Annotated in this window: 22 protein-coding genes and 1 tRNA gene; 15 read left to right on the top strand and 8 right to left on the bottom strand. The window is 66.8% G+C overall.

Annotated features, from left to right (window positions below; all coding sequences use genetic code 11):
* Nucleotides 1-59: 59 nt before the first annotated feature.
* The 11 genes from H7A87_RS12255 to H7A87_RS12205 all read left to right on the top strand — a co-directional run bounded on the left by H7A87_RS12255 (nucleotide 60) and on the right by H7A87_RS12205 (nucleotide 10,481).
* Nucleotides 60-1,259, top strand: a complete 1,200-nt coding sequence (locus H7A87_RS12255; protein WP_119128569.1) for a glycosyltransferase — start codon at nucleotides 60-62, stop codon at nucleotides 1,257-1,259.
* A 36-nt stretch (nucleotides 1,260-1,295) separates the two neighbouring features.
* The gene (locus H7A87_RS12250; protein WP_104582017.1) at nucleotides 1,296-2,090 is read left to right on the top strand and encodes a polysaccharide pyruvyl transferase family protein; all 795 of its coding nucleotides are present in this window, start codon (nucleotides 1,296-1,298) and stop codon (nucleotides 2,088-2,090) included.
* 4 nt (nucleotides 2,091-2,094) lie between these two features.
* Nucleotides 2,095-2,886, top strand: coding sequence for a WecB/TagA/CpsF family glycosyltransferase (locus tag H7A87_RS12245; protein WP_104582018.1), 792 nt, complete (start codon nucleotides 2,095-2,097; stop codon nucleotides 2,884-2,886).
* Between the two features lie 35 nt (nucleotides 2,887-2,921).
* Nucleotides 2,922-3,383 (top strand): cupin domain-containing protein, encoded by a 462-nt coding sequence (locus tag H7A87_RS12240; protein ID WP_104647970.1) that lies wholly within the window; start codon nucleotides 2,922-2,924, stop codon nucleotides 3,381-3,383.
* Nucleotides 3,384-3,474: 91 nt separating this feature from the next.
* Nucleotides 3,475-4,494 (top strand): TraB/GumN family protein, encoded by a 1,020-nt coding sequence (locus tag H7A87_RS12235; protein WP_167766596.1) that lies wholly within the window; start codon nucleotides 3,475-3,477, stop codon nucleotides 4,492-4,494.
* A gap of 135 nt (nucleotides 4,495-4,629) precedes the next feature.
* Nucleotides 4,630-5,661: a 3-oxoacyl-[acyl-carrier-protein] synthase III C-terminal domain-containing protein gene (locus H7A87_RS12230; protein WP_180496661.1), complete on the top strand. Its 1,032-nt coding sequence runs from the start codon at nucleotides 4,630-4,632 to the stop codon at nucleotides 5,659-5,661.
* Between the two features lie 35 nt (nucleotides 5,662-5,696).
* The gene (locus tag H7A87_RS12225) at nucleotides 5,697-6,545 is read left to right on the top strand and encodes an MBL fold metallo-hydrolase (protein ID WP_104647969.1); all 849 of its coding nucleotides are present in this window, start codon (nucleotides 5,697-5,699) and stop codon (nucleotides 6,543-6,545) included.
* Nucleotides 6,542-7,501 (top strand): NAD(P)-dependent oxidoreductase, encoded by a 960-nt coding sequence (locus tag H7A87_RS12220; protein ID WP_104582021.1) that lies wholly within the window; start codon nucleotides 6,542-6,544, stop codon nucleotides 7,499-7,501. Before H7A87_RS12225 ends, H7A87_RS12220 begins: the two co-directional genes overlap by 4 nt.
* Nucleotides 7,492-8,646 (top strand): glycosyltransferase, encoded by a 1,155-nt coding sequence (locus tag H7A87_RS12215; RefSeq protein ID WP_119128848.1) that lies wholly within the window; start codon nucleotides 7,492-7,494, stop codon nucleotides 8,644-8,646. The genes H7A87_RS12220 and H7A87_RS12215 overlap by 10 nt, the downstream gene beginning before the upstream one ends.
* On the top strand, nucleotides 8,624-9,235 hold the full coding sequence (locus tag H7A87_RS12210; RefSeq protein WP_119128571.1) for a hypothetical protein: 612 nt from the start codon (nucleotides 8,624-8,626) through the stop codon (nucleotides 9,233-9,235). The genes H7A87_RS12215 and H7A87_RS12210 overlap by 23 nt, the downstream gene beginning before the upstream one ends.
* Nucleotides 9,225-10,481, top strand: coding sequence for a glycosyltransferase (locus H7A87_RS12205; protein WP_119128572.1), 1,257 nt, complete (start codon nucleotides 9,225-9,227; stop codon nucleotides 10,479-10,481). The genes H7A87_RS12210 and H7A87_RS12205 overlap by 11 nt, the downstream gene beginning before the upstream one ends.
* A gap of 135 nt (nucleotides 10,482-10,616) precedes the next feature.
* Here the strand turns inward: H7A87_RS12205 and dxs are convergent, their stop codons facing one another.
* From dxs to H7A87_RS12180, 5 genes are all read right to left on the bottom strand, one after another.
* Nucleotides 10,617-12,533 carry a 1-deoxy-D-xylulose-5-phosphate synthase gene (dxs, locus tag H7A87_RS12200; RefSeq protein ID WP_115677728.1) on the bottom strand — a complete coding sequence of 639 codons (1,917 nt, stop codon included), beginning with the start codon at nucleotides 12,531-12,533 and terminating at the stop codon, nucleotides 10,617-10,619.
* A gap of 399 nt (nucleotides 12,534-12,932) precedes the next feature.
* Nucleotides 12,933-13,589: an HNH endonuclease gene (locus H7A87_RS12195; protein ID WP_053045183.1), complete on the bottom strand. Its 657-nt coding sequence runs from the start codon at nucleotides 13,587-13,589 to the stop codon at nucleotides 12,933-12,935.
* A 451-nt stretch (nucleotides 13,590-14,040) separates the two neighbouring features.
* Nucleotides 14,041-15,834: an acyl-CoA dehydrogenase C-terminal domain-containing protein gene (locus H7A87_RS12190; protein WP_119128573.1), complete on the bottom strand. Its 1,794-nt coding sequence runs from the start codon at nucleotides 15,832-15,834 to the stop codon at nucleotides 14,041-14,043.
* Nucleotides 15,835-15,871: 37 nt separating this feature from the next.
* Nucleotides 15,872-16,348, bottom strand: a complete 477-nt coding sequence (locus H7A87_RS12185) for an LEA type 2 family protein (RefSeq protein WP_104647964.1) — start codon at nucleotides 16,346-16,348, stop codon at nucleotides 15,872-15,874.
* A 125-nt stretch (nucleotides 16,349-16,473) separates the two neighbouring features.
* Complete coding sequence (locus tag H7A87_RS12180) at nucleotides 16,474-17,010, bottom strand: lipocalin family protein (protein WP_119128574.1); 537 nt, start codon at nucleotides 17,008-17,010, stop codon at nucleotides 16,474-16,476.
* Between the two features lie 179 nt (nucleotides 17,011-17,189).
* Here H7A87_RS12180 and H7A87_RS12175 point away from each other — a divergent pair.
* The 3 genes from H7A87_RS12175 to H7A87_RS12165 all read left to right on the top strand — a co-directional run bounded on the left by H7A87_RS12175 (nucleotide 17,190) and on the right by H7A87_RS12165 (nucleotide 18,646).
* Nucleotides 17,190-17,265: transfer RNA gene (locus tag H7A87_RS12175), tRNA-Phe, on the top strand.
* A gap of 322 nt (nucleotides 17,266-17,587) precedes the next feature.
* Nucleotides 17,588-17,845 carry a hypothetical protein gene (locus tag H7A87_RS12170; RefSeq protein WP_104582079.1) on the top strand — a complete coding sequence of 86 codons (258 nt, stop codon included), beginning with the start codon at nucleotides 17,588-17,590 and terminating at the stop codon, nucleotides 17,843-17,845.
* 198 nt (nucleotides 17,846-18,043) lie between these two features.
* A complete protein-coding gene (locus H7A87_RS12165; RefSeq protein WP_119128575.1) occupies nucleotides 18,044-18,646 on the top strand; it encodes a hypothetical protein in 603 nt (200 codons plus the stop codon).
* Between the two features lie 13 nt (nucleotides 18,647-18,659).
* Here the strand turns inward: H7A87_RS12165 and H7A87_RS12160 are convergent, their stop codons facing one another.
* Nucleotides 18,660-19,334 carry a methyltransferase domain-containing protein gene (locus H7A87_RS12160; RefSeq protein WP_104647962.1) on the bottom strand — a complete coding sequence of 225 codons (675 nt, stop codon included), beginning with the start codon at nucleotides 19,332-19,334 and terminating at the stop codon, nucleotides 18,660-18,662.
* 507 nt (nucleotides 19,335-19,841) lie between these two features.
* Between H7A87_RS12160 and H7A87_RS12155 the strand changes: the two genes are divergently transcribed.
* Nucleotides 19,842-21,464 carry a hybrid sensor histidine kinase/response regulator gene (locus H7A87_RS12155; protein ID WP_104648251.1) on the top strand — a complete coding sequence of 541 codons (1,623 nt, stop codon included), beginning with the start codon at nucleotides 19,842-19,844 and terminating at the stop codon, nucleotides 21,462-21,464.
* Between the two features lie 258 nt (nucleotides 21,465-21,722).
* On the opposite strand, the gene H7A87_RS12150 is transcribed toward H7A87_RS12155, so the two are convergent.
* Both H7A87_RS12150 and mutY read right to left on the bottom strand, forming a co-directional pair.
* Entirely contained in the window at nucleotides 21,723-22,001 is a 279-nt protein-coding gene (locus H7A87_RS12150) for an oxidative damage protection protein (protein ID WP_104647961.1), read from the bottom strand.
* A gap of 22 nt (nucleotides 22,002-22,023) precedes the next feature.
* A complete protein-coding gene (gene mutY, locus H7A87_RS12145) occupies nucleotides 22,024-23,097 on the bottom strand; it encodes an A/G-specific adenine glycosylase (protein ID WP_119128577.1) in 1,074 nt (357 codons plus the stop codon).
* Nucleotides 23,098-23,102: the final 5 nt, after the last annotated feature.

Here is a 23,102-nt window from a genome sequence, read left to right as displayed (position 1 = left end):
ACGTTGCCTTCGCCTGCGTTCGTGCATGCTTTCCCCCACTCATTCATAGGACACGGCCCATGAGCGATACACCCGCCGCCGCTTCCGGCATTCGCCGGCCTTGCTATCTGGTCTTGTCCGCCCACGATTACCGCACGCCACGACGCGCCAATATCCATTTCATCACCGATCAGCTCGCGCTACGCGGCACCACGCGGTTTTTCTCGCTGCGCTATAGCCGGCTGTCGCGCATGAAGGGCGATATGCGGCTGCCGCTGGACGACACCGCAAATACCGTGGTCTCGCACAAGGGCGTGGAATGCTATCTGTGGCGCACGACGGTGCATCCGTTCAACACGCGCCGCGCCTGGCTGCGCGCTGTCGAAGATGCGATGTTCCGGTGGTATGCAGCGCACCCGCCGCGCCAGTTGCTGGACTGGATGCGCGAGGCGGACGTGATCGTGTTCGAAAGCGGTATCGCAGTGGCCTTCATCGAGCTGGCCAAGCGTGTCAATCCGGCAGCCAAGCTGGTCTATCGCGCCTCCGATGGACTGAGCACGATCAACGTCGCGTCCTATATCGAACGCGAGTTCGACCGGGTTGCACCGACGCTGGATGTGATCGCACTGGTGTCGCCGGCAATGGCGGAGGAAGTGGCAAGCCGCGACAACGTGTACCACGTCGGTCACGGGGTGGACCACAACCTGGATCAGCTGGGCGACCCGTCGCCGTATGGCGAGGGCATCCATGCAGTCGCGGTGGGCTCGATGTTGTTCGATCCGGAGTTCTTCGTGGTGGCCAGCAAGGCGTTTCCGCAGGTCACGTTCCATGTGATCGGCTCGGGCATGGGCCGGCACCCCGGTTACGGCGACAACGTGGTGGTCTATGGCGAGATGAAGCACGCCGAGACCATCGGCTACATCAAGCACGCCCGTTTCGGGATCGCACCTTACGCGTCCGAACAGGTGCCGGTGTATCTGGCCGATAGTTCGATGAAGCTGCTGCAATACGATTTCTTCGGCCTGCCTGCGGTGTGTCCGAATGCCGTCGTCGGGCCGTATCAATCGCGTTTCGGCTACACTCCCGGCAATGCTGAGTCGGTCATTGCGGCCATCAGTTTCGCGCTGGAAGCACCGCGCGTGCGTTACCGCCAATGCCTGAATTGGTCCGACACCACCGACCGCGTACTCAATCCCGGTGCGTACCCGGAAACCCGTTTGTACCCGCAGCCAGATGGCGCAGCTGTGCGTGCTTCTTCCGAGGCCGCGCTCTCGCACTGATGCGGCGCACCCAACTTTAGAAGGAGACTGCTCGTTATGGCCAATGCTTTGCTGCAGAAATGGATCGAACATGCGGAACGCCGTGCCTTGTTCTGGTGGCAGCCGAAGAATGCCGGCGTCAACATGGGCGATCATCTGTCCAAGGTGATTGTGTCCTGTGTGCTCTCCCTGCAGGACAAGACGCTGATCGAGAAGCGCGATCTCAGCAAGAAACTGATCGCCATCGGTTCGGTGCTGCATTTTGCCAAAGACGGCGACACCGTCTGGGGCAGCGGCATCAACGGCAAGATTCCCGCCGAGCGCAATACCTTCAGCACGCTGGATGTGCGTGCAGTGCGTGGGCCGAAGACGCGGCAGTTCCTGCTCGATCGCGGGATCGCGGTGCCGGAGGTGTATGGCGATCCCGGTCTGCTGACGCCGATGTTCTTCCCCGCCGATGCGCTGGGAACGGCGAACAAGCGCCCCTTCGCCATCGTTCCGCATTTCAACGAGCCGGTCGAGAAGTACAGCGCGTACGCCGATCATCTGGTGTTTCCCAACGTCAAGCCCGCGACGTTCATGAGTGCGCTGCTGGGTGCCGAGCTGGTGATCAGCAGTTCGCTGCACGGGTTGATTCTTGCCGAGGCCTACGGGATTCCGGCGGTGTACCTGGACTGGGGCAACGGCGAGGATCGTTTCAAGTACGACGACTACTACAACGGCACCGGACGCATGCAGTGGCACTCCGGCAACAGCGTGGAAGAATGCCTGCAGCTTGGTGGCAACGGCGACTTCGACCTGGAAAAACTGCAGGCCGGGCTGCTGGCCGCGTTTCCTTACGACCTTTGGTGATTCGATGATGCAGGGCCGGCACGTGGATACGGAGACGACAGCAACCGCCAGCGCCACCACGCAAGGCGTGGTGATTCCGCTTGGCGGGTTTCCGGTGCTCTCCACCACGCAGGAAGCGTTTGCACTGGAGTTGTTTCACGCATTGGCCGCCCGGCAACCACGCCGGGTGTTTTTTGCCAACACCAATTTCATCGTGCAGTGCCAGGCACTGCGGCTGCGCATGCGCGAGCCCAGCGTGCGCATCGTCAATGACGGCATCGGCATGGATCTGGCGGCCCGCCTGATCCACGGCCGCCGCTTTGCCGGCAACCTCAATGGCACCGACCTGATTCCGTATCTGTGTCGCGAAGCGGCGCAGCCGCTCAAGTTCTTCCTGCTCGGCGGTCGCCCGGGCGTGGGCAAGACCGCTGCCGCGACCTTGACCGGCACCCTGGGCCAGCAGGTGGTGGGCATGTGCGACGGCTACGGCGAATTTGCCGCCGCTGGCGAGGGCCTGGCCGAGCGCATCAATCGTTCGGGTGCCGATGTGCTGCTGGTGGCCTTCGGTAACCCGCTGCAGGAGCGCTGGATCTTGGATCATGGCCAGGCCTTGAACGTGCCGCTGGTCTTCGGTGTCGGTGCGTTGCTGGATTTCCTGTCCGGCACCGCCAAGCGCGCGCCGGATTGGGTGCGGCGCCTGCATATGGAATGGATGTACCGGCTGCTCAACGAGCCGCGTCGTCTGCTCAAACGCTACAGCTGGGACCTGTTGGTGTTCTTCCGCACCTGCCTGCGTGCGGGCAAGCATCTGCCGTGATGCACGTGCGGCGTTGGCTGGCTTAGCATGTACGTATGCATCCGACCGCCGCCACCCTGATCCGTTCGCTCGAACTCGCCCCGCATCCGGAGGGCGGGCATTTCCGTCGGGTGTATGCGTCCGCGCGCCAGGTGACCGATGGCGGCCAGCCGCGCCCGGCGCTGACCGCCATTCGCTTCCTGCTCGCTGCCGGCGAATCCAGCGCCTGGCATCGCGTGGATGCGGAAGAAAGCTGGCATTGGCAGCAGGGCGATGCGCTGGAGCTGTCGATCTACGACGAGGCCAGCGGACAGCTGCAACGCCTGATCCTGGATGCCGCCGGGCGCGGCGAGCCGATGCACGTGGTGCCGGCGGGGTGCTGGCAGGCGGCGCGGTCGCTTGGCGAGTTCACCCTGGTGGGCTGCACGGTCTCGCCGGGGTTCGTCTGGGAGGGCTTCGCACTGCTCGATGGCGCCTCGCCGCTGGCTGCGCACCTGGCCAGCCTGGAGCCACGCTGAGCCAGCGACGACGGCGGTGTCGAACGTTTCCCTAACGCGGCCAGGGCCGGCTTGGCGTAGTGTCCGCGTCTCACACAGGGGGCAAGACGTGATGCGAGGCCAGCGGGCGGTATGCGGCGTGGGAGCGATGCTGGTGTCGTTGCTGGCGGCGGCCAGCGCTGGCGCGAAGCCGCAGCTGGCCGCGCCATCGCCGCCGGCCGTGGTCGAGCTGGAAGCGATGGTGGTGCGCGGCGTGCAGCCCGGCCCGGGCTTGTGGAAGGTCAGCAAGGGCGATCATGTGCTGTGGATCCTGGGCACCGTGTCGCCGCTGCCGAAGCGGCTGCAGTGGCAGTCCACCGAGGTGGAAACGATCATCGCCCAGTCGCAGCAGGTGCTGATGGCACCGACCGTCCAGATCGATGCGGACATGGGATTCTTCGGCAAACTGACCCTGCTGCCCTCGGCGATGAAGGCGATGAAGAACGAAGACGGCCGCCAGCTGCGCGAGCTGCTGCCGGCCGAGCTGTATGCACGCTGGTCGGTTGCCAAGGCGCGTTATCTCGGCAGCGATCGCGGGGTGGAGCGCAAGCGCCCGATGCTTGCCGCCGGGGAGTTGTATCAGGCGGCGATCAAGCGTTCCGGCCTGGCGCGCTCGCCGGTGATCTGGTCGGTGGTGGAGCGTGCCGCCAAGCGCGCCGGGATCAAGCCGACCCCCACCGCGCTGGATTACAAGATCGCCGACCCACGCCAGGCCATCAAGGAGTTCCGCGCCGGCGGCATGGACGACACCGCGTGCTTTCGCAGCATCCTGGTCACCGTCGAGCGCGACCTGCCCACGATGGTCGAGCGCGCCAACGCCTGGTCGGTGGGCGATATCGAGGCACTGCGCCAGTTGCCACGCGAAGATCCGCAAGCGGCCTGCATGAGTGCCATGGCCAGTTCCGGCGCCGCCAGGAAGCGCGGGATCGACGATCTGGAACGGCGCATGCGCGAGCACTGGCTGGGCATCGCCACCACCGCGCTGCAACGCAATCGCAGCACCTTCGCGGTGCTGCCGATCAGCCGGCTGACCGCGGCCGATGGTTATCTGGCGCGCTTGCAGGCGCTGGGGTACGCGGTGGAAGCGCCCTGAAACGGGGGCACGCATGCGTGGCGATCGTCGGCTGGAACGAGGTGGTGAGCGGCTGCGCGCTCGCCGTCCTCGCCGGCAGGCGCTGCGCACTGCGCGATCCGGCGACCGATCGGCTCGGCCCACGCCCGCCACGGTATGCTGCGCGCCTTGTCCAACGAGACCTCCGTGTTGAACGCATTGCCGCTGCGCATCCTGGGCACCGGGCGCCATGTCCCCGCGACGGAGGTGACCTCGCAACAGCTGGATCAACGCTGGCAGCTGCCGGCGGGCACCACCTTCGCGCGCTCGGGGGTGGCCACGCGCCATTACGTGGGCGAGGGCGAGACGGCCTCGTCGATGGGCGCGGCGGCGGCGGCCCAGGCGCTGGCAAGCGCGGGCATCGACCCCGATCAGATCGATTGCCTGATCTCGGCCTGCAGCGTCATGGAGCAGCCGATTCCCTGCCAGGCGGTATTGATCCAGCGCTCGCTCGGGCTGGGCGATTCGGGCATTCCTGCCTTCGACGTCAACGCGACCTGCCTGAGCTTTCTGGTGGCGCTGGACATGGCCGCCAATGCGTTGGCGCTCGGACGCTACCGGCGCGTGTTGATCGTCTCCAGCGAGGTGGCATCGGGTGGGCTGGATGCGTCGACGCCGGCCACGGCCGGCTTGTTCGGCGATGGGGCGGCTGCGGTGGTCGTGACGCGCAGCGCCGCCGATGATGGCTCGGCACTGCTGTCCAGCCGCCTGGCCAGCTACGGCGATGGCGCGGAGCTGTGCCGCATTCGCGGCGGCGGCACGCGCTATCCGCGTGGTGAAGAGCAGGCGCCCGATGCCTTGCGCAGCTTCAGCATGGATGGGCGTGGCGCCTACCGGTTCGCTGCACGCCAGCTGCCTGCATTCTGGGAACAACTGCTGCGCGAGGCCGGCACCACCACGGCAGCGTTGCGCTGCCTGGTGCCGCACCAGGCCTCCGGCGGCGGCCTGGAGCATGTGGTACAGGCGCTGGGGCTGCGCCCCGACCAGGTGGTTCGCATCCTGCAGGACACCGGCAACCAGGTCGCCGCATCGCTGCCGCATGCCTTGCATCACGCCCGGGTCGAGCAACGCCTGCAGCGCGGCGATCTGTTCGCGCTGCTCGGCACCGGTGCCGGGCTGGCGATCGGCGGCATGGTGTTGCGGTACTAGGGCATGTGCGCATGCTCCGACCAGGTCGCGCCCTGATGCCGCCGCGCGTGTCGCTCGAGTTGCTGCGTATCGGCCATTGCCGCCACTGCGAGCGCATGGTGCGTGCGGATGGTCACTGGCATGCGGTGGAATTCCCCGCGTTGAGCGTGCTGATCCGGCATCCGCAACGGGGTGCGCTGTTGTACGACACCGGGTATGCCGCGCATTTCTTCCGCGCAACCGATCCCTGGCCCGAGCGTCTGTATCGCTGGACCACGCCGGTGCGCCTGCCCGCGCACGAAACGCTGGGCGCTCAACTGGCACGCCGCGGCGTGCAGCTGGAGGAGATCGCCTGGTGCCTGATCTCGCACTTCCATGCCGACCATGTCGGCGGCCTGCGCGATCTGCCGAACGCCCGTTTCATCTGCCTGCGTGCCGACTATCAGCAGCTGCGTGCCTGCTCACGCGTCGGCGGCCTGCGGCGTGCCTTGTTGCCGCAGCTGCTCCCCGAAGATTTCGATCGGCGCCTGCGGTTTGCCGAGCAGGCACCGGTGCGCGCGCTGACCGGCGCCTGGCAGGGCCTGGGCGCGGCCTACGATCTGTTCGACGACGGCAGCGTGCTGGCGGTGCCCTTGCCCGGGCACGTACCCGGGCAGATGGGCCTGTGGTTGCGCGACCAGCACGACCGCGAGGTGTTGCTGTGCGCCGATGCGGTGTGGTCGTCGGCAACCTGGGCGACGCTGCAGTGGCCCGCCTGGCCCACGCGTTTGTTGATGCACGATTGGCACGCGTTCCGGCGCACCGTGCAGCAATTGCATGCGCTGTCGCTTGCCCATCCCGAGTTGGCCATCCTGCCTTCGCATTGCCAACCCAGTCTTGACCGTTATCAACCGGAGTGGCGATGAGCCTGCGTATTCTCGTGACCGGCGCATCCGGCTTTGTCGGTGGTTCCTTCCTGCGACGTTTTCAGGGGCAGCCGGGTGTGGAGATCCACGGCATCGGTCGTCGTGCCAGTGATCTGCCCAACTACCATCGCATCGACCTGAGCCAGCCGTTCGCGCTGCAGTGGCAGCCGGATGTGGTGATCCACGCCGCGGCCTTGGCCTCGCCGTGGGGCACGCGTGCGCAGTTCCAGCGGCACAACGTCCAGGCCACCGCCAACGTCATCGACTTCTGCAAGCGTCACGGCTGCCCGCGTCTGCTGTATGTGTCGTCCAGTTCGGTGTTCTATCGCGAGGCGCATCAATACGACCTGAGCGAGGACAGCCCGATCGGGCCGGCGTTCGTCAACACCTATGCGCAGACCAAGTACCTTGGCGAAATGTTGCTGGAGCACTATCCGGGCGACACCTGCGTGCTGCGCCCGCGTGCGGTGTTCGGGCCGGGGGACACGGTGCTGTTCCCGCGCGTGATCGCCGCTGCGCGCAAGGGGGCGCTGCCACGCTTCGTCGGCCAGACGCAGCCGGTAATCGGCGACCTGATCTACATCGATACGCTGTGCGATTACCTCTATCGCGCGGCGACGGCGCCGCAGTTGCAGCCGGCCTACAACCTCACCAACGCGCAGCCGGTGGATCTGCAGCAGCTGTTGCTGGACCTGCTCACGCGCCTGCAGCTGCCGCTGCCGCGACGCGAGGTGCGCATCGCCACTGCGCTGCGCATGGCCAGCGTGGTGGAGGCGGCATATCGCGTGCTGCGCCTGCGCGGCGAACCGCCGATCACCCGCTTTGGCGTGGGCGCGTTCGCCTATTCCAAGACCTTCGATCCACGACGCACGCTCGCCGACCTCGGTCCTCCCAGCGTCAGTCTGGAACAGGGCATCGAGGCATTCGTGCGTTGGCAGGCGGCGCAGTGGGCGTAGTCGTTCCGTTAGTGGCAGCCACCTATCTGGCGGTGCTGATGGTCAAGACGGCTGCGGTGCTGTGGGTGATGCGTGGGGCACGCGCGCTGCCATCGGGGGGCGCCATCGCACCCCAGGCCGAGGTGGCGATCCTGCAGCCCGTGCTGGGCGGCGACGCGCACTTGCAGCAGGTGCTTGCCGCCAACCTGCAAGCGCTGCCGGACGCGCAGTTTTTCTGGCTGCTGGATGCAGACGATGGCCCGGGAAATGCCGTTGCCGAGACCTTGGCGGCGCTGCATCCGCATGTACGTATCGCGCGCATGCAGGTGCCGGCCGCGCCCGCCGGGATCAATCCCAAGGCGTGGAAGCTCGACCACGCGCTGGCGCATGTGCAGGCGCCGATCAGCCTGATCCTCGACGACGATGCACAACTGGGCGCCGGCGCGCTCGCACGTTTGCTGCAGGATCTGGCCGATGCCGATCTGGTCACCGCACTGCCGTACTACCAGGACGGCAGCACGCTGGCGGGCCGGCTGTTGTCGCAGTTCGTCAACAACAATGCGGCGCTGACCTATCTGGGCTGGCTGCCGTTCGCCGCGCCGTTGACCATCAACGGCATGTGCTATGCCGCGCGGACCGAGCAACTGCGCGCCTGGGGCGGGTTTGCCGCGTTGCTCGAGCAGCTCACCGACGATCTGGCCGTTGCCACGTTGGTGCGCGGGCGCGGCGGGCGGCTGCACCAATCCGTCGCGCCGGTGGCTATGCGCACTGCGATCCCGGATCTGGCCAGCTACGCACGCCAGATGCATCGCTGGATGTTGTTCGCGTCGATCCTGCTGCGTCGGCAGACAGTGGGCGTGGGCCTGGCCATCGGCCTGCTGCAGGGGCTGCCGCCGTTGTTGCTGCTGGCCTTGCTGGGGTGTGCCTGCGTGCAGGCGACCTGGCCGGCAGTGGCCGGCGTGCTGTGCACCGTGCTGCTGCGTGCGCTGCTGCTGTGCCTGGTGCAATGGCGGGTGACCGGTGCGGTGCGCCACCGTCCGTTGCTGTCGGTCGTCGCGGAGTGCCTGCAGCCGCTGCATCTGGCGCATGCTGCGCTGGTGCGCACGATCCGCTGGCGCACCCGGCGTTACCGCGTGTTGCCGGATGGACGTTTCCGTGCGGACTGACGGCGCCAGCCTGCAGGTCGCCTTCCTCACCGGGCAAAGCGATCCGGAGCGCTGTGCGTTGAGCGGGGAACAACAGCAGTTTCTGCAGCAGCTGCAAGGCGCGGGCCGGCGGCTGATCGACTGCAATTATCCATATCGCTCCGCGGGCCCACCGCATCGGCGCACACCGCTGTGGCGCGCCAGCGTGTGCAACGCGCGCCAGTATCTGGCTGCACGCGGCGCACGCGCCGCGGACGCCGATCGCATGCGCGTGGTGGCGTTGCTGGAGCAGACACCGAGGACGGTGCTGTTGGCCGGCAGTTGTGGTCTGCAGCTGCTGACCGCGTTGCAGCTGCCGCAGGCGCTGCGCGCGCGTCTTGCCGTGTTTGCCTATGGCCCGGTGTGCACTGCGCCTGCGACGTTCGGACAGCTGCGCATCGTCCAGGGCAGCGGCGACTGGATCTCGCGCCTGCTGTTCGGCGCCGCGCCAGATCTGAGGCCGGCATGCGGGCATCTGCACTATCTGCGCGATGCAACGGTGCTGGCCGAGTGTCAGGCCTTTATCGCGCAGATCGAGCAGGCAGTGCAGGGGAGGGACCATGCGCATTGATCTGATCGCACCCCCGTATAGCGGCCATCTGCATCCGATCCTGGCGATCGCCCTGCAGCTGGCGCCGCATCACGAGGTCCACGTCATCAGCACGCCGGCGGCACTGGCGCGCATCCATGCCTGCGGGCTGAGCGGCGTCAGCGTGCTGGACGCGCAAGCCGACCGGCAACTGCGCGAGATCGCCAATCCGCCGTATGCGGTGGGCCACAATCCCCTGCGGCTGCGCCGCCAGTTGCACCAAGCGCTTGGCCTGATGGCGCGGCTGGGCGATGCGGTACGGCAGCGCTGGCGCGACCGTAGGCCGGACCTGGTGATCGCCGATTTCACCTTGCCCAGCGCGGGATTGGCGGCGCAGGCGATGGGCATCGCCTGGTGGACCAGCATGCCGTCCCCATGCGTGATCGAAACCGTCGACGGGCCGCCGGCGTATTTCGGTGGTCTGCTTCCGGCATCCACGGCACGGCAGCGGATCTGGCATGCCGTGGCGCGGCGGCTGACGCATGGATTCAAACGGAGCCTGCACCTGTGTTATCGCGGTCAGATGCGTGCAGCCGGATTGCCGGCGATCTATCGCAACGACCGCAGCGAGGCGGTGTATTCGCCGCACTGCATCCTGGCCCTGGGGCTGCCGTCGTTCGAGCTGGCCCGGCGCTGGCCTGCGGCAGTGCGCTTCGTCGGGCCGCAGCTGTGCACGCCGCCATCGGCGGTTGCGCCGCCGCAGTTCGTCCCCGGTCGTCGGCACGTGCTGGTGACGCTGGGCACGCACCTGCAGTGGGTCAAGCAGCGGATGGATCAGGTGCTGCGTGCGGTGGCCGTGCAGTTCCCGCAGGTGATCTTCCACTTCAGCGATGGCGATACCGCCGCGCCGCCAGCGCAGACGCAGGGCAACTACCAGCGCCTGCCGTACGTGGACTACGCACGGCAGCTGCATCGCTACGCCCTGGTCGTCCACCATGGCGGTGCCGGCATCCTGTATGCCTGCCTGGCCGCAGGGCTGCCGTCGATCGTCTATCCGCTGGATTACGACCAGTTCGACCACGCCGCGCGCCTGCACAGCGCAGCTGCGTCGCGGTGGCTGCGCAAGCTGGATGACCTGCCTGCGTTGTTGCGCCAGGCGCTTGCTGCCACCGGGGTGCCGGCGGGCGTGGGTAGATTGCAGGCAGAACTGCGCGACATCGAGGCGCAGGCGCGCATCGTGCGGCTGGTGGATGCGTTTGCACGCACCGGTGCAGTGCCGCAGATCTGAGGCCTCATCGGGCGGATCGCTTACGCCCGGCGGCAATCCATCAGCGTCAACACGCGGCGCACGGCATTGCCGGGACCGGCAGGCGATTTTCCAACCGCCTGCCGCAACTACCGCTGCGTGCAACCAGCGCAGGCCTCAGCCTGCAGCCGCATTCCGCGAGGGCGCCTTGCCTGCCATCAACTGCGGCCAGCGCTTGAGCACGGCGGCGCGGATGCCGGCCTGGTCGATGCCGGCTTCGGCCAGCAGGTCTTCGCGGCTGGCGTGGTGCTGGAAGCTGTCCGGCAGGCCCAGGTGCAGCATCGGCAGGGTGACCGCTTCGGCGTTGAGCAGTTCTGCCACGCCCGAGCCAGCGCCGCCGGCGACGACATTGTCTTCGATGGTGACGAAGCCTTCGTGGCTGCTGGCCAGCTCCAGCAGCATGGCCTTGTCGAGCGGTTTGACGAAGCGCATGTTGACCACGGTCAGGCCAAGCTCGCGGCCGACCGCTTCGGCCGCGTCCACGCTCGCGCCAAAGCCCAGCAGGGCGATGCGTGTGCCACTGTGGCGCAGCTGCGCCTTGCCGATCGGCAGGGTGGTCAGCGAGGCGTCCAGGGCCACGCCCGGGCCGGTGCCGCGCGGGTAGCGCACGGCCGCCGGGCCTTCGTAACGCACGCCGGTGGTCAGCATCTGACGGCATTCGGCCTCGTCGGCCGGCGCCATCACCACCATGTGCGGGACGCAGCGCAGGAAGCTCAGATCCAGGTTGCCGGCGTGGGTGGCGCCATCTGGGCCGACCACGCCGCCGCGGTCGATCGCAAACAGCACGTCGAGCTTCTGTACGGCCACGTCGTGCACCAGCTGGTCGTAGCCGCGCTGCAGGAAGGTGGAGTAGATCGCCACCACCGGTTTGGCGCCTTGCGTGGCCATGCCGGCGGCCAGCGTCACCGCATGCTGCTCGGCAATCGCCACGTCGAAATAACGCTGCGGATATTCCTTGCTGAAACGCACCAGGCCCGAGCCTTCGCGCATCGCCGGGGTGATCACCAGCAGCCTGGGTTCGGCCGCGGCCATGTCGCAGACCCAGTCGCTGAAGACATCGGTATAGGTCGGCTTCTTGGCGCCGGTCTTGGCGACCAGGCCCTTGCTCGGGTCGAACGGGCCGACGGCGTGGTAGCCGATCTGGTCGCCTTCGGCCAGTTCGTAGCCCTTGCCCTTGGTGGTGATGACGTGCAGCAGCTGCGGGCCCTTGAGGGTCTTGAGCGTCTTCAGCGCGCCGACCAGGCCGGGCAGGTCATGGCCGTCGATCGGGCCGGTGTAGTGAAAGCCCATTTCCTCGAACAGCGTGGACGGCACGAACATGCCTTTCCAGTGTTCTTCCCAGCGCCGCACGAAGCGCGCGGTGGGGTTGTTCTTCTTGTCGCCGAGGATCTTCTTGCCGCCCTCGCGGATCGCATTGAGGGTGCGGCTGCCGCTGGCACGCCCCAGCATCTTGGTCAGCCCGCCGACCGCTTCGGAGATCGACATGCGGTTGTCGTTGAGGATCACCAGCAGGTTCGGCTCCGGGTCCATGCCGCCGGCGTGGTTGAGTGCCTCGTAGACCATGCCGGCGGTCATCGCGCCGTCGCCGATCACCGCCACAACCTTGCGCTCGTCGCCACTGCGCTGGGCGGCGATCGCCATGCCCAGCGCAGCCGAGATCGAGGTCGAGGAATGCCCGACGCCGAAGGTGTCGTAGATGCTCTCTTCGCGCTTGGGGAACGGCGCCACGCCGTCCTTTTGCTTGACCGTGTGGATCTGGTCGCGGCGGCCGGTGAGGATCTTGTGCGGATAGGTCTGGTGGCCCACGTCCCACACCAGCTGATCGACCGGGGTCTGATACAGGTAGTGCAGGGCGACGGTGAGTTCGATCACGCCCAGGCCGGCCGCAAAATGCCCGCCGCTCTTGCCCACCGATTCGATGAGGTAGGCGCGCAGCTCCTCGGCGATCGCGGTGAGATCGGCCTCGTCGAAAGTGCGCAGATCGTCGGGGGTCTGGATGCGGGACAGGCGCGGATAGCGGGTGGAGTCGATCATCATCGTGTCAATGTTCTGAAGCCGTATTGTCCTCCCCATGCGAAGGCCCGGCAAGCAAACCGGTTCAGCTGTCAGCGGGAAGTGACGGCTGGGCACGGTGGGCAGTGCAGGCGCGTGCGTTGCATCCTTGGCGCAGGTGCGGCAATCCGCCGCACCCGGGTCAAAGGGCCTGTGACACTGGCCAGCGAGGCTGCATGGCCATGCGATGGGCAGGCTGGCCGGGTCGCCGTGAATGCTCGAGGAAGCATCGGGGCTGCGCATTGCGTGGAGGCGCTGTGTGCTGCGGGTTGCGTCGAGTCGACGCGCCCGCCGGTGCGCGTTGCCACACATCGGTCGGACGATCCCACCGCCGTCCCGGCGATCCAGCCGGAGCGTCGTGTCGAGCCAGCGGGTAGCGGCCTACAGCGACAGTTTCGAGCGCTTGGGCAACTGCGCGCGCAGGAACGCCATCTGGTCGGACAGGATGTTGCGGTTGGACAGGATCAGGTGCTCGATCCAGCTGGGGCGATAAGGCACGGCCAGCAACGGCATATGCGCCTGCTGTGGCGTCCGGTTGGCCTTGCGCGAGTTGCACTGGAAGCAGGCGGTGACCACGTTCTCCCAGCTGTCGCGGCCACCCTTGGAGACCGGCATGACGTGATCGCGGGTCAGCTGCGGGCGACTGAAGTGCTGGCCGCAATACATGCACAACTGCGAGTCGCGCGCGAACAGGGCGGTGTTGCTGAGGGTCGGCGTCGGGTCCAGCGCGCGCGAACGGGCATGCCCGCGTGCGGCGATGATGGGATGCAGTGCCAGCGTGCTGCGCTCGCCGGTGAGCCGCGACATGCCGCCGTGGATCTCCATGCAGGGCTCGCCCAGGGTCCAGGACACCGCACCGCGTGCGTACAGGCAGGCGGCGTCCTGCCAGTTGATCCAGTCCAGTACGCGACCATGCGCATCGAGCGAAAGCAGGCGCAAGGTGGGAAGTTGCTGGATTGCAGCGACAGCGCTGCCCGCGACCGGGGCTGAGGAGCCTCCGGGGACGATCACATCACCTGCGTGCGTGTCTGTCTCCATCGGGAAAACAGCTTATACCCGATCGTTGACAGTTTGTGTATCGCAGCGACGGGCCGTGGCGCGCGTCTTGCAATCAAGGGATCAGCACGTGCCCGCCCGGCCGCGATGCCGCCGTGCTGCGTGCCCAGTCCTTGGGCGTTGAAGGCCTGGTTTAGCCGTAGGAGCGCACCTGGGCGCGACATCTCGCTGATCGGTAATGCCCGTCGCGGCCAGGTCCGCTCCTACGACAGCGGTGAATCCTGTGAGTTTGCCGTAGGAGCGCACCCGGGCGCGACATCTCGCCGATCGGTGATGCCCGTCGCGGCCAGGTCCGCTCCTACGATAGCGGTGGAATCCTGTGAGGTTGCCGTAGGAGCGCACCCGGGCGCGACGTCTCGCCGATCGGTACCGCCTCGTCGCGGCCAGGTCCGCTGCTACGACGGCGGCAGCCCGCGGCGAGGAGGGCGCTCGCTCAGGCTTCGCCGAACAGCTCCGCTTCCAGCGTCATCAGCGGGGCGGCGCCGCTGCGGATGGTGGCGGCATGGGCCAGCGTGCGTGGCAACACGCGTGCGAAGTAGAAGCGTGCGGTTTCGCGCTTGGCGCGTTTGAAGTCCTCGCTGTGCGCGGAGGCATCGGCCGCGGCCACGCTGCGTGCCCACCAGTACGCCAGCACCACGTAGCCGGAATAGAACAGGTAGTCGTAGCTGGCGGCGCCGAGTTCGTCCGGGTTGCGCGCGGCGCGATCGAGCACGTCGCGGGTCAGCATTGCCCACTCGCTGCACTTGTCGCGCAGCGGCTTGATGAACTCGGCCAGCGCTGCGTTGCCTTCCTGTGCGTTGGCAAAGCTTTCCACATCGGCCAGGAACAGCTTCAATCCGGCCGCCTGGCTGGCAGCGGTCTTGCGGCCGATTAGATCCAGCGCCTGGATGCCGGTGGTGCCTTCGTAGATGGTGGTGATGCGTGCATCGCGGGCCAGCTGCTCCATGCCGTATTCGCGGATGTAGCCATGGCCGCCAAAGCACTGCAGCGCGTGGTAGGTGTTCTCGATCGACCACTCGGTCTGGCAGGCCTTGGAGATCGGGGTGAGGAAGCTCACCAGGGTCTCGGCATCGGCGCGTTCCTGCTCGCTGGCGCCGCGGTGTGCCACGTCGACCAGGCTGGCGGCATGCAGCGCCAGCAGGCGGCTGCCTTCGGTCAGCGACTTGATGGTCAGCAGCATGCGGCGCACGTCCGGGTGCACGATGATCGGGTCGGCCGGTTTGTCGGGAAACCGGGCGCCGCTGAGCGCGCGCGACTGCAGACGTTCGCGGGTATAGCGCAGCGCGTTCTGGTAGGCCCGCTCGGACAGGCCGATGCCCTGCAGTCCGACGCTCAGGCGCGCAGTGTTCATCATCGTAAACATCGCCTGCAGGCCCTTGTGCGGCTGGCCGACCAGGTAGCCCTGCGCGCCTTCGAAGTTCATCACGCAGGTGACCGAGCCCTTGATGCCCATCTTGTGCTCGATCGAACCGCAGTGCAGCGCGTTGCGTTCGCCCACGTTGCCGTCACGGTCCACCTTGAATTTGGGGGTGACGAACAGCGAGATGCCCTTGGCGCCGGCCGGTGCGTCCGGCAATTTGGCCAGCACCAGATGCACGATGTTGTCGGTGAGATCGTGCTCGCCGGCGGTGATGAAGATCTTGGTGCCGGTGATGGCGTAGCTGCCGTCGGCGTTGGGCTCGGCGCGGGTCTTGAGCAGGCCCAGGTCGGTGCCGCAATGCGGCTCGGTCAGGCACATGGTGCCGGTCCAGCGGCCGTCGATCAGCGGCTTGAGGAAGACGTCCTGCTGCCAGGTTTCGCCGTGCTGGCGCAGCGCTTCCATCGCGCCATGCGAGAGCAGCGGGAAGTTGCCCCAGGCCAGGTTGGCGGCGTTGATCATTTCGCTCAACGGCACGCCCAGCGTGTGCGGCATGCCCTGGCCGCCGAATTGCGTCTCGGCGGTCAGCCCGTTCCAGCCGGCGCCAACGAACTGGTCGTAGGCGGCGCGGAAGCCGGGCGGGGTGGTCACCGCGTGGGTGCCCTTGTCGAAGGCGCAGCCGATTTCGTCGCCGATGCTGTTGAGCGGCGCCAGCACCTGCGCGGTGAAGCGGCCGGCCTCTTCGAGCACGGCGTCGATGATGTCGGTGCTGGCGTCGGCATAGCCGAGCCGGGCAAACAGGGCCTGCGCGCCGAGCACATCGTGCAGGGCGAAGCGGAAATCGGTCAGTGGGGCGGTGTAGCTGCTCATGCGGAATCCTTCAAACGAGTGCGGGAAGGCGTGCGCGTCAGCGCAGCACGCCGTTGAGGCCGGGCGCCGGGCTGAGCGTGTTGCGCGACTCGACGCTGAAATCGCGCTGCTTCTTGTCCTGCGGCGTCGCCCATACCGTGCCCTTGAGCGCGTAAGGCAGCGAGCGGCCACCGGCCAGCACGTCGGCGACGGTGATGCGGCCCAGCGAGGTTGGCTGCACGTTGACGGTCACCACGTCGGCGGTTTCCGGGCCGATCGAGATGCCGACGGTCTGGTCGAGCTTGCCGGCGACCTGATCGCCGGCGGAAATCTCCAGCGCCACGCGCTCGAACTGCATCGGGATGCTGCTGTAGTTCTGCAGCCGCAGATCGACCGACCAGGAGCCATCGGCACGCACGGTCAATTGCTGGATGCTGGCAGCCGGCTCGGACACGCGGCGTACCGCACCGCCGCAGGCGCTCAGCAGCAGGCCGCAGGCCAGCGAGACGATCAGGAGACGGGAGGCGCGACGCATGTACTGAAGTCCTTGGCGGGATGAGGCGGCGCCAAGAATACTACGCAGTACGGTTGCTGCCTTGCTGCCGGCGCGCGTGCAATGCGGCGTGTGATGCGCGGCGCGCGGTGGGCCTGCCACCGGAGTCAGGGCAGCGACGCAGCCACGATCAGCGGCGACAGGTCGTAGCCCATCTGCGCGGCCCGGGCCTTGAGTTGTTCGAACTGCGCGCGCGGCATCTGCGGCGAGCGCGACAGGATCCAGAGATAGTTGCGATCCGGCTCGCCGACCATGGCCCATTGATAGTCCGGGTCGAGGGCGATTACCCAGTAGTCGGCCCACACCAGCGGCAACCAGCTCAACCATTCCGGGGCAAAGCGCACCTGCAGCTGCCCGGGCTGGCCAGCGACCGGGCGCGCCACCCCGTCGGCCTGGGCCAGCTCGCCATCGGCGGTGCGGCAGCCGTTGCGCACGCCGATCAGGCCATCGTCGCGCAAGGTGTAGCTGGCGGTGATGTCGCTGCGGCACTTGTTCTGGAACGACACCGGAAGATGCGCGATCTCGTGCCACTGGCCCGCGTAGCGGGAGATGTCCAGTTGCGGCACTGCGCGTACCGGCGGTTGGGCGGCGGCCGCCAGCGGCAGCAGCAAGGCGAACGACAACAGCAGGCGGGGCAGGCGCATGACAATCTCCTCCGGACCTGCGCAGGCTAGGCCATGCCGCCCGCCGCGCGGCGTGAACCGGTGCAGGAAAGCACAGGCGTCGCGCCGGCCCGCAACAAAGTTCATCGCAAGGCTTGCCCAAACTGCGGCTGCTCGCTATGATGCGCGTCCTCGCAACGCAGGCAGCATGTTGCGATAGTGGCCGAGTAGCTCAGTTGGTAGAGCAGGGGATTGAAAATCCCCGTGTCGGCGGTTCGATTCCGTCCTCGGCCACCATTTCCAAGCCTTCGATCGCAAGGCTTCCCGGCAATCGCCGGATGTGCAATCTCCTCCCGTTTTTATTGATGCCACGTTGCAGCGATTGCTGCAGGTGGATGTGCTGCGTCTGCCGGCAGACCTGTCGCATGCGGCTGGACGAATTGCCGTGTCGCTCTGCGCTGTCACGCCAGCGTCCAGGCGCTGCCGGTTGCGTCCTCAAGGAGGCTCGGCAGCGTGCGCCGGGGGAGTGAAGGGAAGGAATGCATTTGCCCGCGCCCGGCCGGGTCGCGGCGGTTTTTTTCCACGTCGTCTTCAACTGCACGTGGCGATACTTCCGCGCATGACGCACAAAACACTTCGACGCACGTTGATTCACGGGTACTGCGGTGAGTTCCGCGTGGAAACGATGGAAAGTCAGGCCCCTGGACAGACGCAGTGGTCGTCGACGGCGTTCGTGTATCACCGCGACCGCGCCTCGCCGATCGCCACGATCGAAGGTGCGGGGCAGGGCGAATACCGCGGTGATGCGCGCGAGCAGGCGCTGCGTGTGGGCTCCTGCCTGGCCGAGTTTCTGGACCCGAAGGAATATCGCCGCTGACGTCTGACGTCTGACGTCTGGCGCCGGCAGCGCGGCAGACACGCTCGCATCATCGAACCGGCGGCCACGCGATTGAGTGCCGGTGTGATGAAGTGGACTGCAATCGCCCATGCAGACGCGATCTCACGCAGTGCATCACCGGCCGGCCGAGCTGGATCGCCGCGTATGCTGGCGTCCCATGCACATGAAGGAACGGCAATGAGAACGCGATACTGGTGGTTGGCCCTGACCTTGGCAGCCGTAGCGCCGTGCGGCGCAGCGACGCTGCCTGCTGCTGCGTCCAGGCTGCTGCCGTCCGGGCAAACGGTCATCGGCCTTGCCGAGGCGGATCTGAGCGGAGATGGGCGGCCGGATTATGTGGTGGCCCTGCGCGCCGCCACAGAAGATGCACGCAAGGCAGACGGCGCCCCGGCGCCGGCGCGGACCCTGCTGGTCGTGATGGCGACCGCCGATGGCGGCTTTGCGATCGCCGGGCGCAATACGCGGGTGATCTTCAAGGCCGACGAAGGCGGGCAGTGCGATCCGTTTCTGGATGGCGAAGACGGCCTGGTGGCCAAGGGCGCCTACTTCACCGTGCAAAATGGCGTGGCCTGTGGCCAGCACTGGACCGACTACATCACGTTCCGCTATGACCGTGCGCGTGGCGGGGTGTTCTTCCACAAGCGTGTGCTGGAAGGCTGGGAGATGAACTCAGACGACTCGCCCGATGCCGACGCGCTGCGCATGAGCGAGCACAAGGAGATCAAGGCCGATCCGCGCAAGCCGATCGCCCTGTCTGCCTATAACCCTGCAGTCGAGTGAAGCGGCAGGCCGCTTAGCCGCCTGCCGGCCACCAGTTGTCCATGTTGCGCCGGTAGACGAACAGGCGCGGCGCCTTGGCCACCTGGGCGGCGGCCTGGCGCTCGCCGGCGACCAGCGAAAACCCGATGTCCGCCAGCATGCGCGAGAGCGCGTTGGCATTGCCGCGGCCCGGGTCGCTGATGACGATCTCGCACGAGGGCTTGGCCAACGCGGGGATCAGGGTGGCCAGCATGGTGGCGTGGCGGCTCTCGTAGAGCACGTCGCTGGCGATGATCATGTCGAACTGGCCCATGTTCAGCGCGCCGGCGTCCCAGTCGAGCCGGCGATACGGCACCGAGTCCAGCGAGTTGAGCGCAGCGTTGTACGCCAGAAACACCTCGGCCAGCGGGTGATGGTCGCTGGCGACCACGTCGGCGCCGCGCCTGCGCAACACCAGGCTGGCCAGCCCCAGGCCGCAACCGAGTTCGAGAATGCGCTTGCCATCGATCGGGCGCGTGGCCATCGCTTCGGCCAGCAGTCGACCCGCAGGCCAGACCTGTCCGAACAGGCTCCATTGCGCCGAAGAGATGCCTGCATCGGACGCACTCTCGTCCGGATCGGCGTATTGCTGTTTATCGGCAAGTGCGCGGATGACGTAGGTCAGTTGCCCGAAGGTCAGTTCGTGAATCTGGGTCTGGTAGCCCGGCATGGTGGCATCGCATGGTCGCCAGAACCTGCGCTGGCTGGAAGGACGCGCGCAACGGCGCCAGAACGGCCGAATGAAGCGCAGGAGCTGCTTGCTGCCTGCGCATGCTACGGCAAAACCGCCGATGCGCTTGCCTGCCACGGACGGCCTGTCGCGGCACCATTAACCTGCTTTCAGCAAGCGACGGCGCAGGCAATGGCTCACAACTGCGCGCGTGCATGCGCGCCGGTGCCTGCGGCGGTTGGCGCCATCGCGTTTCGCCGGTTGACCGGGCCGTGCACGGACCATGGCTGGATGTGCCGGCGATGCGGGCACGGGGCTGATGGCCGCCGGTGCGGCGGGCATCGACGTGGTGTCAACGCAGGCGCCGCATCGGCACGTGCTGCGTCAGGCGGGTTGGGTTGCATCGGCGGGCGCGGCCGTACGGGAAAGGCTCATGGATGTGAGGGATCAGCTCACCGGCCCCAACTAGACTATCGCCACGGGAATGGCCCCGCGGAGAACATGCACTTGAACGATCCTGGGTACGGAGAGCCACGGGCGCCTCACATCGGCGAATCACGCAGTCTTCCGGTCGAGAAACATCGCTCGGATATCTTCTTTGCGGCGGTGGAGACCACGCGGATGCCGATGACGGTGACCGACCCGCATCTGCCGGACAATCCGATCGTGTTCGCCAACCGCGCATTCCTGGAAATGACCGGGTATTCGGCAGAGGAGATCATCGGCAACAACTGCCGCTTCCTGCAGGGGCCGGAGACCGACCGCTCCAGCATCGACGATGTCCGCGAATCGATCGAAAACCGGCGCGAATTCGCCACCGAAGTGCTGAATTACCGCAAGGACGGTTCGTCGTTCTGGAATGCGCTGTTCGTCTCACCAGTGTTCGACGAGAGCGGCCGTCTGGTGTATTTCTTCGGCTCGCAGCTGGATGTAAGCCGTCGCCGCGATGCCGAGGACGCCTTGCGCCAGGCGCAGAAGATGGAAGCGCTGGGGCAGCTGACCGGCGGCATTGCGCACGATTTCAACAATCTGCTGCAGGTGATGGCCGGCCACCTGGAAGTGATCCAGATGATGGCCAACAAGGGCGGCGACAACGCGCAGCGCATCGCCTTCAGTGCCGAGCACGCGGCTGCGGCAGCCGCCAAGGCGGCCACGCTCACGCAGCAACTGCTGGCGTTTTCGCGCAAGCAGAAGTTGCGCGGGCGGGTGGTGAACCTCAACGGTCTGGTGTCGGGCATGAACAACATGGCCGAGCGCGTGCTGGGCGGCGGCATCACCATGCAGCAGTCGCTGGACGAGCGGCTATGGAATTGCCAGATCGATACCACGCAGGCCGAAGTGGCGTTGTTGAACGTGTTGATCAACGCGCGCGATGCGATGGCGCAGGTCGAGCGCAAGCAGGTCACGGTGCAGACGCAGAATGTGGAAATCACCAGCCATGATCTGGCGATGTATCACCAGCTGGCACCGGGCCGTTATGTGAGCCTTGCGGTGAGCGATACCGGTTCGGGCATGCCGCCGGATGTCGCCAGCCGGGTCATGGAGCCGTTCTTCACCACCAAGGACGAAGGGCAGGGCACAGGCCTGGGCCTGTCGATGGTGTACGGCTTCGTCAAGCAATCCGGCGGCACCGTGCGCATCTCCAGCGAAGTGGGCGAGGGCACGACGGTGCGGCTGTACTTTCCCGCCTCCAGCGAGTTCGAGAACGAGCTGCAGGCGGCCAAGGGCCGCGCGATCGACAAGGGCGGCAGCGAGACCATCCTGATCGTGGAAGACAAGCCGGATGTGGCGGTGGTCGCGCAGATGTTCCTGGAAGATGCCGGTTACCGCATCCTGACCGCATCCAGCGGCCGCGAGGCGGTCGAGGTGCTGGAACAGCATCCGGAGGTGGACGCAGTGTTTACCGATCTGATCATGCCCGGCGGCATGAATGGCGTGGTGCTGGCACGCGAGGCGCGGCGCATGCTGCCCAGGGTCAAGGTCCTGCTGACCACCGGCTATGCCGATGCCAGCATCGAGCGCACCGACGTCGGCGGTGCGGAATTTGACGTGGTCAACAAGCCGTACACGCAGAAGGAACTGCTCAAGCGGATCCGCATGCTGCTGGATGGGCCCACCGGCGTCGGCTGAGCTGCGCGCATCCGGGCATTGCGATGCCCGGATGTCGGTTGCAGCAGGTCGGCGATCGTGCAGTGTCGCTGCACTGCCGGGGATGCGCCAGGCGTATCCCGCTCAGGAACGGTCAACCAGTTGTAGCGAGCAATCCCCTGTTTGCATAAACGGCGCAGGATCCGCAAGGCACACGCGATGCACGCCGATGCGATTCACCGGCCGGCCCTGCCCGGCACGAGCGCAGTCGTCGGTGGGCGGCGGCGAGTCCTGGTGCGCTTACTCTTCGCGCATCGGCGCGACATAGCCGTCGGGCTTGTCGGCATTGCGCTCGAACAGGAACTTCTGCAACTCGGCCTCGAGAAACGCGCGGTGCTTGGGGTCGCGTGGCGAGAGCCGGTTCTCGTTGATCAGCATGGTCTGATGCGCCAGCCACGCCTGCCACGCGCTCTTGCCGATCTGCGCGAACACGCGCTGGCCGAGCTCGCCGGGATACGGCACAAAATCCAGGCCTTCGGTGTCGCATTGCTGGTACTGGCAGAACACGGTGCGGGACATGCGGATTCCTTTGAGTGCGCGCCTAGAGGGCGTCGAGCAGTTTGCGGATCGGCGCCGGCAAGCCCAGCGATGCGAGATCGGCGCGGGCGACCCAGCGCAGGTCCTCATTGTCGCGTACCGCCGGGCGCAGTGCGACCTTGCCGAGGCGCAAGGGCTGCAGATGCAGCCGGTAATGGCTGAAGGTGTGCACGATCAGCGGCAGTTCGTCGGCGCGGTCGTAGTTGCCATCGATGTGTTTGTCGAACCATGCGCGCATGCCGCTGTCGGTCTCGGCCTGCGGCAGCGTCCACAGCGAGGCCCAGATGCCGGTCGGCGGGCGGCGCTGCAGCAGGATCTGCCTGTCTGCGTTTTCCAGCAGCAAGGCAGTGGCTTCGCGCTCGGGCAACGCCTTGCCGGGCTTGGGCGTGGGCAGTGCGTCCACCAGGCCATCGCGGCGCGCGGCGCAAGCGTCCTGCAGCGGGCACAGCACGCAGGCCGGTCTGGCGCGCGTACATAGCGTGGCGCCGAAATCCATCTGCGCCTGCGTGTAGTCGGCCAGGCGGCCGGCCGGCACGTGCGCCACATGCGTCGTCGCCAGTTGCCATAACTGTTTTTCGATCACCGGCAGGCCTGGATAGCCGGCGATGCCGTGGAAGCGCGTCAGCACGCGCTTGACGTTGCCGTCCATGATCGCGAAGCGGTCGTTCCAGGCCTGGCTGAGGATCGCGCCCGCAGTGCTGCGGCCGATGCCGGGCAAGGCGAGCAAGGCATCGACATCGCGTGGCAGTTCGCCACCGTGCAGGGCCAGGCATTGTTTGGCGGCCGCGTGCAGATTGCGTGCGCGTGCGTAGTAGCCCAGCCCGGCCCAATGCGCCATCACGCTGTCGTTGTCGGCTGCGGCCAGATCGGCCAGGGTCGGAAAGCGGGCGACGAACTTCTGGAAATACGGAATGACCACCGCGACCTGGGTTTGCTGCAGCATGATTTCCGACAGCCACACCCGGTACGGCGCACGTGGATGCTGCCAGGGCAGGTCGTGGCGGCCGTGGCCGTCGAACCAGTGCAGCAGGCGGTCGACGAAAGCGTCAGCGGTGGCAGTGGCGTGGTCGGCTGGCATGGGCT

Origin of the sequence: Xanthomonas sp. CPBF 426, assembly GCF_903989465.1 — a bacterium.
Classification (GTDB): domain Bacteria; phylum Pseudomonadota; class Gammaproteobacteria; order Xanthomonadales; family Xanthomonadaceae; genus Xanthomonas; species Xanthomonas euroxanthea.
This window is presented reverse-complemented; position numbering and strand designations above follow the sequence as displayed.